Origin of the sequence: Microbispora sp. NPDC049633, assembly GCF_040675265.1 — a bacterium.
GTDB classification, from domain to species: domain Bacteria; phylum Actinomycetota; class Actinomycetes; order Streptosporangiales; family Streptosporangiaceae; genus Microbispora; species Microbispora maris.
Map to the genome: position 1 here is coordinate 1 of NZ_JBFAOO010000151.1, position 17,709 is coordinate 17,709.

General features: G+C 72.7%; 17 protein-coding genes, 1 pseudogene and 1 riboswitch. Of the genes and pseudogenes, 11 read left to right on the forward strand and 7 right to left on the reverse strand.

All coding sequences use genetic code 11. The features are described from left to right. The coding region (locus tag AB0J39_RS29210) for an MFS transporter (RefSeq protein WP_363470356.1) at positions 1-1,355 on the reverse strand (1,355 nt) is incomplete at its 3' end. Positions 1,356-1,478: 123 nt separating this feature from the next. Between AB0J39_RS29210 and AB0J39_RS29215 the strand changes: the two genes are divergently transcribed. Then, positions 1,479-2,408 (forward strand): LysR family transcriptional regulator, encoded by a 930-nt coding sequence (locus AB0J39_RS29215; protein ID WP_363470359.1) that lies wholly within the window; start codon positions 1,479-1,481, stop codon positions 2,406-2,408. A gap of 100 nt (positions 2,409-2,508) precedes the next feature. On the opposite strand, the pseudogene AB0J39_RS29220 reads toward AB0J39_RS29215, so the two are convergent. Continuing rightward, positions 2,509-3,795: pseudogene (locus AB0J39_RS29220) on the reverse strand (DHA2 family efflux MFS transporter permease subunit); the annotation flags it as partial. Continuing rightward, on the reverse strand, positions 3,795-4,373 hold the full coding sequence (locus AB0J39_RS29225) for an NAD(P)H-dependent oxidoreductase (protein WP_363470362.1): 579 nt from the start codon (positions 4,371-4,373) through the stop codon (positions 3,795-3,797). The gene AB0J39_RS29225 and the pseudogene AB0J39_RS29220, both read right to left, overlap by 1 nt. 66 nt (positions 4,374-4,439) lie before the next feature. On the opposite strand from AB0J39_RS29225, the gene AB0J39_RS29230 reads away from it, so the two are divergent. Beyond that, positions 4,440-5,123, forward strand: coding sequence for a TetR/AcrR family transcriptional regulator (locus AB0J39_RS29230; protein WP_363470365.1), 684 nt, complete (start codon positions 4,440-4,442; stop codon positions 5,121-5,123). Positions 5,124-5,207: 84 nt separating this feature from the next. Here the strand turns inward: AB0J39_RS29230 and AB0J39_RS29235 are convergent, their stop codons facing one another. Continuing rightward, positions 5,208-6,362 (reverse strand): NAD(P)/FAD-dependent oxidoreductase, encoded by a 1,155-nt coding sequence (locus tag AB0J39_RS29235; protein ID WP_363470368.1) that lies wholly within the window; start codon positions 6,360-6,362, stop codon positions 5,208-5,210. Positions 6,363-6,415: 53 nt separating this feature from the next. Between AB0J39_RS29235 and AB0J39_RS29240 the strand changes: the two genes are divergently transcribed. From AB0J39_RS29240 to AB0J39_RS29265, 6 genes are all read left to right on the forward strand, one after another. After that, positions 6,416-7,108: a TetR/AcrR family transcriptional regulator gene (locus tag AB0J39_RS29240; protein WP_363470371.1), complete on the forward strand. Its 693-nt coding sequence runs from the start codon at positions 6,416-6,418 to the stop codon at positions 7,106-7,108. Between the two features lie 38 nt (positions 7,109-7,146). Further along, entirely contained in the window at positions 7,147-7,596 is a 450-nt protein-coding gene (locus tag AB0J39_RS29245) for a helix-turn-helix transcriptional regulator (RefSeq protein WP_363470374.1), read from the forward strand. A gap of 4 nt (positions 7,597-7,600) precedes the next feature. Beyond that, positions 7,601-8,011 carry a VOC family protein gene (locus AB0J39_RS29250; protein WP_363470377.1) on the forward strand — a complete coding sequence of 137 codons (411 nt, stop codon included), beginning with the start codon at positions 7,601-7,603 and terminating at the stop codon, positions 8,009-8,011. 149 nt (positions 8,012-8,160) lie between these two features. Continuing rightward, positions 8,161-10,545, forward strand: coding sequence for an excinuclease ABC subunit UvrA (locus tag AB0J39_RS29255; RefSeq protein ID WP_363470380.1), 2,385 nt, complete (start codon positions 8,161-8,163; stop codon positions 10,543-10,545). 147 nt (positions 10,546-10,692) lie between these two features. Next, the gene (locus tag AB0J39_RS29260) at positions 10,693-11,592 is read left to right on the forward strand and encodes an alpha/beta fold hydrolase (protein ID WP_363470383.1); all 900 of its coding nucleotides are present in this window, start codon (positions 10,693-10,695) and stop codon (positions 11,590-11,592) included. 22 nt (positions 11,593-11,614) lie between these two features. Beyond that, positions 11,615-12,418, forward strand: a complete 804-nt coding sequence (locus AB0J39_RS29265) for a MerR family transcriptional regulator (protein WP_363470386.1) — start codon at positions 11,615-11,617, stop codon at positions 12,416-12,418. A gap of 78 nt (positions 12,419-12,496) precedes the next feature. On the opposite strand, the gene AB0J39_RS29270 is transcribed toward AB0J39_RS29265, so the two are convergent. The 3 genes from AB0J39_RS29270 to AB0J39_RS29280 form a co-directional block, all read right to left on the reverse strand. Further along, a complete protein-coding gene (locus tag AB0J39_RS29270; protein ID WP_363470389.1) occupies positions 12,497-13,168 on the reverse strand; it encodes a CHAP domain-containing protein in 672 nt (223 codons plus the stop codon). A gap of 14 nt (positions 13,169-13,182) precedes the next feature. After that, a riboswitch (cyclic di-AMP (ydaO/yuaA leader) is annotated at positions 13,183-13,316 on the reverse strand. Positions 13,317-13,498: 182 nt separating this feature from the next. Next, positions 13,499-14,686, reverse strand: a complete 1,188-nt coding sequence (locus AB0J39_RS29275) for a HAMP domain-containing sensor histidine kinase (protein ID WP_363470392.1) — start codon at positions 14,684-14,686, stop codon at positions 13,499-13,501. After that, entirely contained in the window at positions 14,683-15,336 is a 654-nt protein-coding gene (locus AB0J39_RS29280; RefSeq protein WP_363470395.1) for a response regulator transcription factor, read from the reverse strand. Before AB0J39_RS29280 ends, AB0J39_RS29275 begins: the two co-directional genes overlap by 4 nt. Before the next feature lie 152 nt (positions 15,337-15,488). On the opposite strand from AB0J39_RS29280, the gene AB0J39_RS29285 reads away from it, so the two are divergent. From AB0J39_RS29285 to AB0J39_RS29295, 3 genes are all read left to right on the forward strand, one after another. Beyond that, positions 15,489-16,034: a hypothetical protein gene (locus AB0J39_RS29285; RefSeq protein WP_363470398.1), complete on the forward strand. Its 546-nt coding sequence runs from the start codon at positions 15,489-15,491 to the stop codon at positions 16,032-16,034. Then, positions 16,031-17,092: a peptidoglycan-binding protein gene (locus AB0J39_RS29290; protein ID WP_363470401.1), complete on the forward strand. Its 1,062-nt coding sequence runs from the start codon at positions 16,031-16,033 to the stop codon at positions 17,090-17,092. The genes AB0J39_RS29285 and AB0J39_RS29290 overlap by 4 nt, the downstream gene beginning before the upstream one ends. Next, positions 17,089-17,709 (forward strand): ATP-binding cassette domain-containing protein (locus AB0J39_RS29295; protein ID WP_363470404.1); only part of this gene is annotated, 621 nt, incomplete at its 3' end. The genes AB0J39_RS29290 and AB0J39_RS29295, both read left to right, overlap by 4 nt.

The following is a 17,709-nucleotide window of genomic DNA, read 5'->3' on the forward strand; positions in this document are numbered from 1 at the left end:
GCCGTCCGGGCGACGGCGGCGGCCGCCACGGCGCAGACCACGGCGGGCACGATCAGCGCGTACGCCGCGCCCGTGTGCCCCCCGGGCACGCCGGGGGTCATGAACGCGCCGGTCACGGCGACGCCGATCGTCGCGCCGCACTGCCGGGCCGCGTTCAGCAGCCCACCGGCCGCGCCGGCGGCGCCTTCGGGGGCCACGGTCACGACCAGGGTGGCCAGCGCGGGCAGCGCGAACGACACACCGAAGCCGGTGGCCACCAGCCCGGCCAGCAGGAACGGATAGGAGGCCCCGGCCCAGACGGCCGCGCCGAACGCGACCCCGCCGGCCGTGAGCAGGCCGAGCCCCGCCAGCACCGGCGGCCGGGGCCCGGACCTGGCGACGATCCTGCCGGTCAGCAGCGGATTGACGGCGAAGGGCAGCGTCATGGGCAGCAGCGCCGCCCCGATGCCGCCCGGCGTGAGGCCGAGCGCCTGCTGGAAGAGCAGCGGCAGCACGAACAGCACACCGCTCATCGCGAAGTTGACCGCCGCGCCCGCCAGCAGCGCGGCGGGGATGCCGGGGACGCTCAGCACCGCGGGCTCCAGGACCGGCGCCCGGCCGCGCCGTTCCCGTACGGCGAAGGCGCACACCGCGAGCGCCGTCGCGCCCGCCGACCAGGCGGCGTGGACGAGGGAGCGGGCGCCGAGCGCGATCAGTGTGTCGGTCAGCAGCGCCACCACGGCGCAGGCCAGGGCCTGGGCGGCCCAGTCGATACGCCGGTCGCCGCGCGGGCAGCGCACGGCTGGCGTGAGTGTGAGCGTGAGCGTGACGGCGGCGAGCGGCACGTTGATCAGGAAGATCGCCCGCCAGCCCGCCAGGTCGGTGAGCGCCCCGCCGGCCACCGGACCGGCGACCAGCGCCGCGCCGCTGGTCGCCGCCCAGACGGCCACCGCCCTGGCCCGCTCGGCGGGCACCGGGTACAACCGGGCGATCATGGCCATCGACGCCGGGACACAGCCCGCGGCGGCCAGGCCGAGCAGCGCCCGCAGCCCGACGAGCACCCACAGCGACGGCGCGAGCGCGCTCAGCAGGCTGCCCAGGCCGAAGGCGGCGACGGCCACCCGGAACACGCGGTGCGCGCCGTACCGGTCGGCCACCGACCCTGCGGTCAGCAGCGACGCGCCGAACACGAGGGTGTAGCCGGTCACGGCCCACTGCAGCCCCGCGACACCGGCACCGCCGAAGGAACGGGCGAGGCCGGGTTCGGCGACCGACAGCACGGTGGTGTCGAGCAGCACCATGAAGTAGCCGAGCGCGATCCCGGCCAGCGCGCGGGCCCGGGCGGGCGCCGGCGGGGGAGAGACACTGATCGTCATGAGAATCTCCAGGACGGTGGACAACCTGGGCCTCACTGTGGAGCGGGCCGCCGTGCGGCTCCACCGGCCCGGCCGCAGGCCGCGTTCGGAATAACCGAACTCTCCTGGCCGCTTCGGTCTGGCGTGGAACTGCGGCAGTTGCGCACCTTCGAGGCGGTCGTGACCCATCGGACGGTCACCGACGCCGCCGTGGTCCTGGATCTCGCGCCGTCGTCGGTGTCGGAGCAGATCAGGTCCTTGGAACGGGATCTCGGGGTCGTGCTGTTCGAGCGGGGTCCCCGGGGGATGCGCCCGACCGAGGCGGGCGAGCGCCTGCGCGGCTGGGCGCGCCGCCTGCTCGACCAGGCCGACCAGGCTCGGCGCGACGTCGCCGGGGCCCGCCCGGTGCTGCGGCTCGGCGCCCTGGAGACGATCGCGGCCGTGCACGTGCCCGCGGTTCTCGCCCGGCTGGCCGAGCGCCGTCCCGACCTCGTGGTCGAGGTGCGGTCGGACGGCGTCCGCGACCGCCTCCTGGAGGCGGTCGCCGCCGCGGACCTCGACGCGGCGCTGCTCCTCGACACGGGGGACGACCTGGGCGGGCTCGGCTTCGGCGCGCCGGGCGCGCCGCTGGCCTTCCTCGACCTCGACCCCGTGCCGCTCGCGCTGGTCGCCGCGCCGGAGCACCCGCTGGCCGCCGCATCCCGCCTGCGCGGGGAGGACCTGTACGGCCAGCGGCTGCTGGTCAACGTGCCCGCCTGCTCCCTGTGGCTGGCGGGGGAGCGCCTGCTGGGCGACCGGGTGGAGCGGGTGCGGGCCGGCGGTGTGCCGGTCATGCGGGCGTGGGCCGAGCGCGGCCTCGGGATCACCCTGCTGCCGTGGTTCGCGGTCGCCGACCGGGTCGCCGCCGGCGCCCTCGCCCGGCTCGCGTTCGACGTGCCGGGCCTCAGCCTGCGCCTGGTGTGGCGGGCCGACCGCGAGAGCCTTCCCGGGATGCGCGAGATCCTGTACGCGAGCGCCGCCTCCGAGGCGGTCGGCGTCCCTCCGCCCGCCGATCACGGCGCTGCGCGGCGGTGAGCCAGGCCGCCGCGGCGAGGCCGAGCACAGAGGCGGCGGTGAGCCACCAGAAGGCGACGTGGAAAGCGTCCCGCACGCCGTGGGGCAGCCGGGCGGTGAGCACCATCGCGAACACGGTCCCGCCGAGCGCGCCGCCCAGCCGTTGCAGGATGTTGACCTGCGTCGTGGCGTCCGCGAGCTGCTCGGGGGCGACCGCCTGATAGGCCGCGATGCCGGCCGGCGTCACGGTGGCCGCGAGGGCCATGCCGCGCAGCAGCAGCAGGCCTTCCACCACGAACGCGTTCGTGTCCGTGTCGAGCAGCGCGAACGGCACGGTGGTGGCCACGGCGGCGAGCCCGCCGTACACGCTGACGATGCCTCCGCCGAAGCGGTCCACGAGCCGGCCGCTGACCGGCAGGAGCAGGGCGGTGCCGAGGCCGAGCGGAATCAGCGCCAGCCCGGTCTCCGTCACCCCGGCCTCCCGGCCGACCTGGAAGTACAGCGGGAACAGCAGCGTGGCGCCGAACATCGCGGCGCCGGTGAGCGCGGCGGTCGCCGTGGCGGCGGCGTACGCCGGTCTGGCGAACAGCCGCAGGTCGAGCACCGGCTGGGTGGTGCGGCGCGCGTGCCAGGCGAACGCGCAGAGCGCGAGGGCGCCGGCGGCGACCGGGCCGAGCGCGCCGCCGAATCCGCTCGATGACGCGCCGCGCTCGCCCCAGGCGCTCAGGCCGTAGATCACGAGTGGGACCCCGGCGGCGACGAGCAGCAGCCCCGGCCAGTCGAGACGGCCGGGCCGCACGGACGGCCGCTCGCGTGGCACGTGACGCAGGCCGAGACACAGGCCGAGCGCGCCGAGGGGGAGGTTGACCAGGAACAACCACTGCCAGGAGCCGATGTGCAGGAGGAGGCCGCCGAAGGCCGGGCCGAGCGCGGGCGCGAGCGTGACCGCGATGCCGAGGGTCGCCATCACGCGGCCGAGGCGGTGGGTGCCGACCGCCTGGCCGAGCACGGTCTGCCCGGCGGGCAGGAGCAGTCCGGCGGTGAGCCCCTGCACGACGCGGAACGCGACCAGCCAGCCGATATCGCCCGCGAACGCGCACAACCCGGAGGAGAGGGTGAAACCGGCGAGCGAGGCGAGCCAGACCGGCCCGGCGCCGTACCGCCGCCCGAGCCAGCCGCACGCGGGCAGCGACAGGCTCAAGGCGATCAGGTACGCGTTCGCCACCCATTGGGCGTCGTCCAGGCCGGCACGCAGATCCGTCGCGATCGTGTCGAGGCCGACGTTGACGACCGAGGTGTCGAGCTGACTCATGAACGCGCCGAACGCGATCACCAGGGCGAGTCGCCAGACGGGCCACGATATGGGCGCGTCGGCGGCCCTCGCGCGGGCGGCGGCAGGGGCGGCCATCACGCGGCGGCCGGACGACGGAGGGCCCGCAGCGCAGCGCCCCAGGCGGTGAGCTGGTCGAGCAGGACGGCCAGCTCCCGATCGCGCCCGGGTCCGGGAGTGAAGTCCTCGCCGTCGAAGTCCGCCGCCAGCGACAGCGCCACCTGCGCCCGCACGTCGGCGACCTGCAGCTCGCCCATGACCACGCGCAGGTGCTCGACCGCGCGGGCGCCGCCCGCGTCGATGCCGTAGCTGACGAAACCGGCGGCCTTGTTGTGCCACTCCCGGTACAGGTAGTCGATGGCGTTCTTCAGCGGGCCGGGGATCGACCGGTTGTACTCGGGGGTCACGAAGACGTATGCGTCGAAGCGCGCGATCGCGTCCGCCCACGCCTTGGTGTGCGGCCTGTCGTACCGTCCGTAGGCGGCGGGCCAGGGCTCGTCCAGCACCGGCAGGTCGAAGTCGGCGATGTCGACGACCTCGGCCTCGAGGCCCGTGCGGCGCGCGGCACGCTCGTGCACCCAGCGTGCGACGGCCTCGCCCCGGCGCCCCGGCCGGACGCTTCCCACGATGACGGCGAGAGTGAGTTCGGGCTGCATGACGCCCCCTCCAGAGGTAAAGTAAACCGTGTACGGCAGAAAATAGCGTAACCCGGTGGAGGACAAGTGGACGGGTCAGATCGGCCGGATGCTCCGAGGCGCGGACGGCCGGCCAAGAACGAGGCCATCACCAGGGCCGCCCGGGCGGTCTTCGGCCGCGACGGGTACGCCCGCACCACCACCGACGCCATCGCCCGCGAGGCGGGCGTCTCGACCCGCACGCTCTACAAGCATTTCGGCAGCAAGGAGCGATTGTTCTCGGTCGTGCTCGCCGAGAGCGCGACCCGGGTCGCCGACGCCTTCGCCGAGTACGTCGAGCGCGGGCTGCGCGAGGCCGCCGGGCCGCAGGAGCGGCTCGTCGCCGTCGGGCGCGCGCTGGTCGCCCATCGCGTCGACTTCCCCGAGCACTTCGCGCTCGTGCAGATGATCAACGTGGAGGGTCCGCACTTCCCCCGCCACCTGCTGGAGGAGTGGCAGGAGGCCGGACCGCTGCGCGTACGGGGCGAGGTCGCCCGCCGTCTGGGGGAGCTGGCCTCCGAGGGCCTGCTCCGGATCGAAGACCCGCAGCGTACGGCGCTGCACTTCATCGCCCTGGCGACGTTCGAGGCCTCCACCCGGTCCGCCGAGGGACCGCTCACCGGCGAGCAGATCACGGAGATGGTGACCGCAGGCGTACGGGCCTTCCTGGACGGTTACCGCAGGGCGGAGGGCCGGACGGCAGGCGGTCCGGCGCCGGCCGGGCGGCGGTGAGCCGGGCCGTCCACGGAGATCAGTGCCCGGCCTCGGGAGCGAGCGCGCCAAGCCCGGCGTCGCCGGTGCTCTTTCTTCTAACCGTCAGGAGGGCTGGACTTCGTCGAAGAGGGCGAGGGCCGCGGCGGGGTCCGGGCTGACGAGGCGTTCCAGACCGGCCGTCGTCATCTCCGCCCACCTGCCGGCCCGTGCCCACATCTGTTCCTCGAAAGCGCGGACGGCCTCGTCCAGATCGCCGGGGCCGGGGGCGGCGGCGACGGCCTCGGCGAGTTCGGCGCCTTCCAGCATCGCGAGGTTCGCGCCCGCCCCCAAGGGGGGCATCAGGTGGGCGGCGTCGCCCAGCAGCGTCACCCCGGGAACGTGGGTCCAGGTGTGGGGGGCGGGCAGGACGTAGAGGGGGCGGTGCGCGAAAGCGGTGCCGCGGCGGAGGAGGTCGAGGACGGGAGCGGCCCAGCCGTCGAACAGCGCCAGCAGGCTTGATCGCACGGCCTCGCCGTCGGCCAGGTCCAGGCCCGCGTCCGGGCCACTGTGCCGGACCAGGGTCGTGTGCCAGTCCAGCGGCGCGCGGAACTGGGCGTACACCTTGACGTGGCCCCCGCTGTTGCGCTGGGCGGCGAGGTTGCGGTTCACGCCGTACACCGCCACGGAACCGTCGCCGATCAGCCGGGCGAGGTCGGGGTGGCGTGTGTCCACGTCGTCCAGGGAGGTCTCGACCAGGGTGACGCCGGTGTAGTGCGGCGTCGCGGACGAGACCGCCGGGCGCACCCGGGACCAGGCGCCGTCCGCGCCGACCACGAGGTCGAACATCTCCTGTCGTCCGTCCGCGAAACGGACCAGCACGCCATCCCGGGTCCCCGGCACCACCTCCGTCACGCGCCGCCCCCACTGCACGTCCAGAGGACCGAGCAGCAGGTCACGGAGTTGCCCGCGGTCGATCTCGGGATTGGCCCGGTCACCCGGACGGGCCTGCCAGTCGCGCAGGACGGTCCCGTCGGCGTCCAGGATGCGCATGGCCTGACCCTCGGGACGGGACAGCGCCTCGAACTCCGCCAGCAGCCCCGCCTTGCCCAGCGCGAGCTGGCCCAGCCCTTCGTGCAGGTCGAGCGAGCCCCCCGGGGGACGGGCGTCGGGGGCGGGATCGCGTTCGAGGACGGTGACGCGGTGATCGTGCCGGTGCAGGACACGGGCGAAGGTAAGCCCGGCGGGGCCGGCCCCGACCACGGCGATGCGATGTCTCATGTCGATACACTGTATTTTCCTGATACGCCGTATCGCAACAGTACGATGTATCCATGACTGTGTGGGACCGGCCGGAGCCGCCGACTCGCCCCGCGCCGCTCGACCGGAGGCGACTGGTCGCGGCCGCCATCGCGCTGGCCGACGAGGGCGGGCTGGAGGCGGTGTCGTTGCGCAAGGTCGCCGCACGGCTGGATGTCGGCCCGATGCGGCTGTACGGGTACATCTCCACCAAGGAGGAGCTGTTCGACCTCATGGTGGACGAGGTCCACGCCGAGATCCTCCCCGAGGAACAGCCCGGCGACTGGCGCAAGGCGTTGCACCTCCTCGCCCACCGCACCAGGCGGGCCGCTCTCCGGCACGAATGGCTGGCCGACCTGCTCGGCGGCCGTCCGGCCCTGGGCCCGAACGCCCTCGCCGTGACCGAGACCACGCTGGCCTCCTTCGACGGCGTCGCCGACCTCGAGACCGTCACGCGCGCGGTGGAGACCGTCAGCGCCTACTTCACCGGCGCGATCCGGCGCGAGATCGCGAACCTGCGCGCCGAGCGCGCCACAGGACTGTCCGACCGCGACTGGCAGCGCGCCTCCGGCCCGCATGTGATGAGGATGCTGGCCACGGGCCGCTTCCCGGCGCTGGCCCGATTCGTGCACGACGGCGTCGAAGTGGACGCCGAGGTGTCGTTCGCGACCGGCCTGGACTGGGTCCTCGACGCCGTGGCCGCCAAACTCACCCGGCCGCCGGCGTGACGCTCAGGATTGTCGGTGGCGCGACATACGCTTCTCGGGTGAGCAGCAGACCCGCATCAGAGCAGCACCTGCGCGACCTCGCGCTGCTGCGCCGCGTCCGTGACCGGATCGACCGGGAGTACGACCGGCCGCTGAACGTCGAGGCGCTCGCCCGTGGCGTGAACATGTCGGCCGGGCACCTCAGCCGGCAGTTCCGGCTCGCCTACGGCGAGTCGCCGTACGGGTATCTGATGACGCGGCGGATCGAGCGCGCGATGGCGCTGCTGCGCCGCGGCGACCTGAGCGTCACCGAGGTCTGCTTCGCGGTCGGCTGCTCGTCACTGGGCACCTTCAGCACCCGCTTCACCGAGCTGGTCGGTGTGCCGCCCAGCACCTATCGGCGGCAGGCCGGGAGCGCGACGGCCGGAATGCCCTCATGCGTGACGAAAAAGGTGACCAGACCGGTCAGAAACCGAGAAGCGCGGCTCGCCCAGCCGCAGCTAGCGTGACTCCATGGACGTGACGATCCAATCGGCCTTCCTCCCGCACGACGACGCGGACGCGGCCCTGGCCTTCTACCGGGACACTCTCGGCTTCGAGGTCCGGGGCGACGTCGGATACGGCGGGATGCGCTGGATCACGGTCGGCCCTCCCGGCCAGCCCGGCACGTCGATCGTCCTGCATCCGCCGGCCGCCGACCCTGGCATCACCGACGAGGAGCGCCGCACCATCGCCGAGATGATGGCCAAGGGCACCTACGCCATGATCGTCCTGGCCGCCGAAGACCTCGACGGCGTCTTCGATCGGCTGCGGGCCCGCGGCGCCGAGGTCGTGCAGGAGCCGACCGAGCAGCCTTACGGGGTCCGCGACTGCGCCGTCCGCGATCCCGCCGGCAACATGATCCGCATCAGCGAACGGCGCTGAGCCGGCCACGCCGCACCGCCGGTTCCGCGGTTGCCCGCATGGGCGAAGAGAACCAGACGTACCGCTCGAAGCTGGTTAGATCGAGGCCGGCGACGCCGGCGGAGACCGCGAAGGCGGCCCCGCCTGAACACATGGAGAACACGATAAGCATGGTCACGAGGACGGACGAGCAGTCCCCCGAGCTGCACGTTGCCGACACCCACGATCTGATTCGCGTGTACGGCGCGCGCGAGAACAACCTCAAGGACGTCAGCATCGAGATCCCGAAGCGCCGTCTGACGGTGTTCACCGGTGTCTCGGGCTCGGGCAAGAGCTCGCTGGTGTTCGCCACGATCGCCGCCGAATCGCAGCGGCTGATCAACGAGACCTACTCCGCGTTCGTGCAGGGCTTCATGCCGTCGCTGTCGCGTCCCGAGGTCGACGTGCTCGACGGGCTGACGACCGCGATCGTCGTCGACCAGGAGCGGATGGGCCCCAACCCCCGCTCGACCGTCGGCACCGTCACCGACGCCAACGCGATGCTGCGCATCCTGTTCAGCCGGCTCGGACAGCCGCACATCGGCTCGCCCCAGGCGTTCTCCTTCAACGTCGCCTCGATCAGCGGAGCGGGCGCGGTCAAACTCGAGCGCGGCGGCAAGACCGTGAAGGAGCGGCGCGAGTTCACCATCACCGGCGGTATGTGCCCGCGCTGCGAGGGTATGGGCCGGACCTCCGACATCGACCTGTCGCAGCTGTACGACGACTCCAAGTCGCTCAACGAGGGCGCGCTCACGATCCCCGGCTACAGCGTCGACGGCTGGTACGGCCGCATCTTCACCGGCTCCGGTTTCTTCGATCCGGACAAGCCGATCCGCGAGTTCACCAAGAAGGAACTCCACGACCTGCTCCACAAGGAGCCGACCAAGATCAAGGTCGACAACATCAACCTCACCTACGAGGGCCTGATCCCGCGGATCCAGAAGTCGATGCTGTCCAAGGACAAGGAGGCGCTGCAGCCGCATGTCCGGGCGTTCGTGGAGCGTGCGGTCGCGTTCATGACCTGCCCCGAGTGTGAGGGCACCCGGCTCAACGAGGGCGCCCGGTCCTCCAAGATCAAGGGGATCGGCATCGCCGACGCCTGCGCGATGCAGATCAGCGACCTGGCCGTCTGGGTCCGCGGCCTCGACGAGCCGTCGGTCGCGCCGCTGCTGTCCACGCTGCGGCAGCTCCTCGACTCGTTCGTGGAGATCGGGCTGGGCTACCTGTCGCTCGACCGGGCGTCGGGCACGCTGTCGGGCGGCGAGGCGCAGCGCGTCAAGATGATCCGCCACCTCGGCTCCTCGCTCACCGACATCACCTACGTCTTCGACGAGCCCACGACCGGCCTCCACCCTCATGACATCCAGCGGATGAACGACCTGCTGCTGCGGCTGCGGGACAAGGGCAACACGGTGCTGGTCGTGGAGCACAAGCCGGAGATGATCGCCATCGCCGACCACGTCGTCGACCTCGGCCCCGGCGCCGGCACGGCGGGCGGCACCGTCTGCTTCGAGGGGACCGTCGAGGGCCTGCGGACCAGTGGCACCGTCACCGGCCGTCACTTCGACGACCGGGCCGCCCTGAAGGAGACGGTGCGCACGCCCACCGGCACGCTGCAGATCCGCGGCGCGAAAGCCAACAACCTGCGCGACGTCGACGTCGACATCCCGCTCGGAGCGCTCGTCGTGGTCACCGGAGTCGCCGGTTCCGGCAAGAGCTCGCTCATCCACGGGTCGATCCCGGCCGGCGCGGGAGTGGTGTCGGTCGACCAGGGCGGCATCCGCGGCTCGCGGCGGAGCAACCCGGCGACGTACACCGGGCTGCTCGACCCGATCCGTAAGGCGTTCGCGAAGGCGAACGGCGTGAAGCCGGCGCTGTTCAGCGCCAACTCCGAGGGTGCCTGCCCCACCTGCAACGGCGCCGGTGTCGTCTACACCGACCTCGCGATGATGGCCGGCGTCTCCACCACATGTGAGGAGTGCGAGGGGAAGCGGTTCCAGGCATCGGTGCTGGAGCACCGCCTCGGGGGGCGCGACATCAGCGAGGTGCTCGCGATGCCGGTGACCGAGGCCCAGGAGTTCTTCGGCTCCGGCGAGGCGCGCACACCGGCCGCGCGTGCCATCCTCGACCGGCTCGCCGACGTCGGGCTCGGCTACATCACCCTCGGCCAGCCGCTGACCACGCTGTCCGGCGGCGAGCGGCAGCGGCTCAAGCTGGCCACCCACATGGCCGACAAGGGCGGGATCTACGTCCTCGACGAGCCGACCGCCGGCCTTCACCTCGCCGACGTCGAGCAGCTGCTCGGGCTGCTGGACCGGCTGGTCGACGCCGGCAAGTCGGTCATCGTCATCGAACACCACCAGGCGGTGATGGCGCACGCCGACTGGATCATCGACCTCGGTCCCGGCGCGGGTCACGACGGCGGCCGGATCGTCTTCGAGGGCACCCCGGCCGACCTCGTCGCCGCCCGCTCCACCCTCACCGGCCAGCACCTCGCGGCCTACGTCGGCGCCTGACCCGGGCCACCCGCGCGGGCGTACGGGCAGGGCCCGTCGCCCTCGGCCCCTGCCCCATCGGAGCAGGGGCCGGCGGTGACCACGGACGGGCGTCACGTCGCCGCGCCGCTTGACCCTGACGCTGGGTCAATCTCTCAGCATGGGGGCATGACCACGAAAACCGGTGCGACCCAGGTCGCCGGACTGCGCACGTCGCACGGCGAGCACGACGACGATGGAGAGCGGGCCGAGAGAGGCGACAGGACGACGCGGCATTTCATGATCCACCACGACGGCGTCACGATCCCGGTGTCCCGCGACGGCCGGGGACGACCGCTGGTCCTGTGCCCCGGTCTGAACTCGACACAGGCCGACCTGCAGGAGCTGGCCGAGCTGCTGCGGCACGACCACGAGGTGGTGACATTCGACCTGCGCGGCCACGGCCTCGCCTCGGCCGCCGGCCGGTACTCCTTCGAGGCCTTCCTCGGCGATCTCGCCGCGGTGATGGCGGAGCTGGGAAACCTCGGCCTGTCCGCGGCGCCCGTGCTGGTGGGCTACTCGCTGGGCGCTGACCTGGCCGTGCACTACGCCTCCGAGCATCCCGGCGCCGTCGCCGAGCTCGTGCTCATCGACGGGGCGAACCCGGTGTCCGAACCGTTCATCACCGAGTCCGTCCTGCCGGAGTTTCGCGCCATGTGGGAAGATCAGTCGGCGCGGCAGGAGGCCGAGCGGGGCACTGCCCGTCAGGTGTCGCTCACCGCCCGGGAGATTCTCGACCTGAACCTCGAGATCGACGTGATTCGGTCCGAGATCCTCGACCGATACGAAGAGATCGACCGGCCCATCAAAATGATCATGTCGACCTCGATGGCCGGCGAGAGCGGCGAAGGGCACGCACCGCGGTTCAACCGGATCTGGCGTGCCGGCGTCGAGCGGCTTGTCCACGAGCACCCGCACATCACCACCACATGGCTCGACGCCGACCACCGGCTGGTCTTCACCCATGCCCCGCGGATCGCCCAGATCATTCGTGGTGCGGAAGGCCCACCCGGCCAGGCGACCTCTTGAGCGACTCCTGGAGACCGGTCTGATGCTGACCATCGGCGAGCTGGCGTCCTACGCCGGAGTGACGGTGCGCGCGGTGCGGCACTACCACGCCAAGGGGCTGCTGCCGGAGCCGGAGCGCGACCACTCCGGCTACCGCAGATACGACGCCGGCGCCGTGATCGAGCTGATCAGAATCCGGACCCTCGCCGAGGCCGGGGTTCCGCTGGCGCGGGTGCGGGAGCTGCTGCGGGCCGGTGAGGAGGAGTTCGCCGCGGCGGTCGCGGACATCGACAGGCGGCTGCGGGCGGAGATCCGGGAGCGGCAGCGGCATCGCGAGCGGATCGCCCGGCTCGCCTCCGGGGACGGCCTGGCGCTCCCTTCGGAGGTGGTCGAGTATCTCGACCGGCTGCGGGCGCTCGGCGTCGACGAGCGAATCGTCCGGGCCGAGCGTGACGGCTGGATCCCGCTGGCCGCGCACTCACCCGCGCGAGTCGCGGAGTGGATGGCGAGAAAGCGCGAGCAGATCGACGACCCGCTGCTCGCCGGCTTCTACCTCACCCTGAGTCAGGCTCTCGACCGAGCCGACGACGACCCGCGGCTGGTCGAGCTGGCCGACAAGCTGGCCGCCTACATCACGCGGATGGCCGACGAGCGCGGCGAGGACTATGTCGACGACACCGACATCGAGTCACCGCTCGTCACGCTCATGGACACGCTGGCGTTCGACACCGTGCCGCCGGCGCGTCGGCTGATCGAGCTGCTGAGGCAGCGGGGCTGGACCGGCTGGACCAAGCTCGAGCGCGTGGCCCCCAGGCCGGGCGCGCCGCGTGGGCGGCCGACGACGTGAGCGTTCGCGCCGGGCGCCCGTGGCGGGAGGTACGGCGAAGCGCGCCGGGGTGTCCGGCGCGCTTCGAGGCGTCGGGCGTCAGGCGGCAGCGGCGGCTTCGCCCGGGTACATCGGGTAGCCGTACCCGACCACCTGCCAGGTGTTACGGGTGCGGGCCTCGACGGCGCCGTTGCCGGTGTTGCCCTCGATGGTCCGGATGGTGCCGTCGCCGTTGTCCTTGACGACGAAGCCGACGTGCACGATGTCGTCGATGTCCTTGCTGCCGTTCCAGTTGAAGAACACCACCGCGCCCGGCTTGGGCGTCCGGCCCCAGCGGCCGTGATCGGCGAACCAGTGGGCGTGCTCGACGGTGTAGGCGTCGGAGCCCATGACCGGCCCGATGCCGAGCTGGTGACCGACCCAGGAGACGAACATGTCACACCAGGGCGCGTTCAGGTAGCCCTTCAGATTGCCTCCGTCGCGGGCGAGGGTCTCCTGGGCGCGGGGAGTGGTCATGTACCACTGCTGGAACTTCGTCCCGCCGCCGTAGGCGTTCTCGCTGATCCCGACCTGGCTCTTGGCCAGGTTCAGCACGTCGGTGGCGCTGACCTTGGGCAGGGTCTTGGCGATCTCGGCCATGGACTGCGTGGCCGCCGGGCCCTTGCCGGTGGCGGGGTTGTCGGCGTGCGCGGCCGGTGCCGCGACAAGCACGGCCGAGGCGAGGGCGGTGCTCGCGAGGGCGGCGCGGACGCAGGTGTTGAGGACGTGCATGGTGGGGCGAACTCCCTTACTTCCATGCCGCCTACCGGGTTAGCTGACGGGTTCGGGCTGGAAGGCGCCCTACGGCAGGCATGCCGATTCACCCCAGGAGAGGTGGGTCCCCGGCTCCGCGCGGACGCGGACTCGGCGGCCGGGCGGCAAGCCGGGATCGGCCGGCCGCGTCGGTCTGAGGAGGGCTTCTTGACCATTGAATGAGCAAGTGCGCCCTGAGCTGCCTAAAAGGTAATAGACCAGGTCAAACCGGTCAAGTTAGAACAACTCGGATTTTACTCACGAGCAGGGAGAGACCGGGCGACAGTGGGTACGGCACTCCGGATGTGATCAGCTCTGAGCCGCCCCGGGCAGGCGCACGGTCACCGTCAGGCCGCCCGCCGGCCGGGCGTCCGCCTCCGCCGTGCCGCCGTGCGCCACCGCGATGGCCCGCACGATGGACAGGCCCAGCCCCGCCCCCCGGGCGGAGCGGACGCGGTCGCCCCCGAGCCGGCGGAACGGCTCGAACAGATCGTCCACCTCGTAGGGCGGGACCGCAGGCCCGGTGTTCTCCACCGTCACGCTCACCCCGGTCTCGTCCTCCCGCAGCCGGACCCAGACCTCCCCGTCCCGCACGTTGTACTTGATCGCGTTCTCCAGCAGGTTGATAAGGCAGCGCTCCAGCAGGAGCGGATCGCCGTACGCGACCGCCCGGCGCAGGTCCTCGTGGACGACCACCTTCCCGCGGCGCGGCTGCAGGTCGATCTGCTCCATCGCCGTACGGACGACCTGCCGCAGGTCGACCGGCCTGCGGGCGGTGAGTTCCTGCTCCGACTGGGCCAGCATGAGCAGGCCCTCGATGAGCCGTTCGTGCCGGGCGTTGGTGCCGAGCAGCGCCCGGGCCAGCGCCTTGAGGTCCTCCGACGCCGCCGGCTCCTCCAGCGACACCTCCAGCACCGTACGGTTGACCGCGAGCGGGGTGCGCAGCTCGTGGGAGGCGTTGGCGATGAACCGACGCTGGGCGTCGAACACCCGGTGCAGCCGGTCGAGCATCGCGTCGAAGGTGTCGGCGAGCCGTTTGACCTCGTCCTGGGGGCCGCTCAGGGCGATCCGCTCGTGCAGCGTGCTCTCCGACAGCCGCTGCGCGGTCTCGGTCACCCGCTCCAGCGGGCGCAGCGCGCGGTCGGCGACCAGGTATCCCAGCAGCACCGCGACGGCCCCGACCAGGATCATGACGATCAGCGACGACCCGAGGACGTCGCTCAGCACGCCGGCCGCCCCCTGCTCGACATCGGTACGCACCCGCTGCGCGAGCATGTCGGCGCCGGGCAGCGCGCCGCCCGGGACGGCGTCGGGGGTGCCTCCGCCGGTCACCTTCGACCCCACCGCCACCACGAACCGCTGGTTGAGCGCCCGAGCCGTCAGCAGGTGGGTGAACCACAGCAGCACAGACCCCGCCACGAAGAACAGCCCGCCGTACAGCAGGGCGAGCCGCATGCGCAGGCCCAGCCTGCCCCAGAAGAACAGGGCACGCGTCACAGCCGGTACCCCCGGCCCGGCACGTTCTCGATCACGGCAGGGACGCCCAGCTTGCGGCGCAGCGAGGTGATCGTGACGCGCAGCACGCCCGTCCCGGCGTCTGAGTGCTCGTCCCACACATTGGCGCGCAGCCGTGCCGAGGTGACCAGGTCGCCGCCGGCCCGCATCAGCTCGTGCAGCACGTCGAACTCCCTGCGGCCCAGCACCACCTGACGCCCGTCCCGCACGACCGTACGGCGGGCGGGGTCGAGCCGGATCCCGGCCCGCTCCAGCACGGGCGGCACCGCACGGGACGAGCGCCGGGCCAGCGCCCGGACCCGGGCCACCAGCTCGGCGAACGCGAACGGCTTGACGAGGTAGTCGTCGGCGCCCAGGGACAGGCCGCCGACCCGGTCCCTGATCCGCCCGGCCGCGGTCAGCATGAGGATGCGGCTCGCCCCGCCCGCGCCGATCAGCTCCCGGCAGACCTCGTCCCCGTGCACGTCGGGCAGGTCGCGGTCCAGCACGACCACGTCGTAGTCGACGTAGGCGGTCAGCTCCAGCGCCTCCCGCCCGTCGTAGGCCACGTCCACGGCGATCGCGTGCAGCCGCAGCCCCCGGGCGACCGCGTCGGCCAGCTGTTCCTCGTCCTCGACCACGAGCACCCGCATCCCAACCTCCCGCTCGGCTCCGAGCGTGACGCACGAGGTGTTAGCCGCGGATAAGCACGGACGAGCCGATCTCGCTTATCCGCGTTTAGCACCGCCTCCGCTGGAGTTGGGCCGCGTCCCGGGCGAACGTCCCGGGAGAGGAGGAGCGACTCATGCGCGTACGACCGCCACGCGCCCTGGCACCGGCCCTCGGGCTCGCGCCGGCACTGGCATTGGCACTGGCATTGGCACTGGCCGCCTGCGGCGCGGCCCCCACCGGCGACGGGGTCGCCAGTGCCGGCGGCGCCGCCTCCACCGCGACGGCGAAGCCGTCCGCGCGAGGCCCGGCCGACCTGCAGGAGGCCCAGCTGAAGTTCGCCCAGTGCATGCGCGAGCACGGCGTGGACATGCCCGACCCCGGCCCCGACGGACGCGTCCGCATCACCGGCAAGAAGGGCGAGGAGGCCACGATGCGCAAGGCCATGCAGGCCTGCGAGCACTTCATGAAGGACGCGGTCGGCGACAAGCTCGGCGGCGACGATCCCGAGGTGCGCGACCGCATGGTCAGGTTCGCCCAGTGCATGCGCGAGCACGGTGTCGACGTCCCCGACCCGGCGCCCGGGCAGGGACTCCAGATCAAACTCAAGCCGGGTCAGGAGAAGGCGATGGACGAGGCGCAGAAGGCCTGCGAGGAGTTCGCCCCGGGGAGGAACGGGTGAGGACGAGCCTGGTGATCGCGGGCGCGGGCGTCCTCGCGCTGGCCGCGGGAACGGTCGTCGCCGTGGCGGGCGGCGACGGCGCCGGCGCGGCCGAGCCGTCCCCGCCTCCGGTCCCCGCCACCGCGCCGATCACCCGCCAGGACCTGGTCGACACCAAGACCGTCGAGGGGGCGCTGACCTACTCGGGCGAGCGGCGGGTCAGCACCGACGCCTCCGGCACCGTGACCTGGGCGCCCGCCGAGGGCGCGGTCGTCCGGCGCGGCCGTCCGCTGCTCAGGGTCGACCGCAGGCCGGTCGTCCTCATGTACGGCGCGCTGCCGATGTACCGGCCGCTGCGGCAGGGCGTCGACGACGGCCCGGACGTCGAGCAGCTCGAACGCAACCTCAAGATCCTCGGCTACGGCGACGACCTGACCGTGGACGACCACTTCAGCTACGCGACCCATCTGGCCGTCAAGCGGTGGCAGGACGACGCCGGGCTGCCCGAGACCGGGCAGGTGGACGCCTCCCAGGTGGTCTTCCTGCCCGCCGCCGCCCGGGTGACCGACGCCGGGGTCGAGGTCGGCGGCAGGATCACCCCCGGGCGCCCGGCCCTCACCGTGTCGGGCGTACGGCGGTTGGTGCACGTGGACCTGTCCACCGACGACCAGACGCTGGCCAGGAAGGGCGCCGGGGTCACCGTGGAACTGCCCGGCGGCGAGCGCGTCACCGGCAAGATCACCTCGGTCGGCACGGTGGCCGAGGCCGTCTCCGGCGAGCGGGGACAGGACGAGGGCAGCACGGTCGACGTCGACATCACCCTGAGCAAGACCCCCAGGACCCGCCTCGACAGGGCCCCGGTCGAGGTGGAGCTGGTCAGCGAGCGGCGCAAGGACGTCCTGGCCGTCCCCGTGGAGGCGCTGCTGGCCCTGCGCGAGGGCGGATTCGGCGTCGAAGTGGTCGAGGGCGCATCCACCCGTGTGATCCCGGTGGAGCTCGGCGCCTTCGGCGGCGGCATGGTCGAGATCACCGGCGCCGGGCTCGCCGAGGGCATGCGGGTCGGGGTGCCCGCCGCATGAACCGGCTGAGCCGGCCCGGCCTCCCGGGCACCGCGTACACCCCCGGTGACGTGCCAGATGGGCAGCCCCCCGCGCCGGGCGGGCCGTACGTGGTGGAGCTGCGCGAGGTGACCAAGGTGTACGGGCGAGACGTGCGGGCGCTGCGCGGCGTCGAGCTGCTGATCGAACGCGGCGAACTGGTCGCCGTCGCCGGGCCGTCCGGCTCGGGCAAGTCGACTCTGCTGCACCTGATCGGGACCCTGGACCGGCCCACCACGGGCACCGTGCGGATCGCCGGGCACGACGTGGCCGGCCTGGGAGACCGCGAGCTGTCCGCCTTGCGCGCCCGCCACCTGGGGTTCGTCTTCCAGCAGTTCCACCTCGCGCCCGGGGTGAGCGCGCTGGACAACGTCGCCGACGGGCTGCTGTACAGCGGGACGCCGTTGCGGGCGCGGCGGGAGCGGGCCGCCGCCGCGCTGGAACGGGTGGGCCTCGGCCATCGGCTGGGCCACCGGCCCGGCCAGTTGTCCGGCGGCGAGCAGCAGCGGCACCGACGCCGACTCCCTGAAGAAGTACAAGGGCCATCCGGCGGTCGACGCCATGCTCGACTACCAGCGCGACGACAAGCTCAAGGGCAC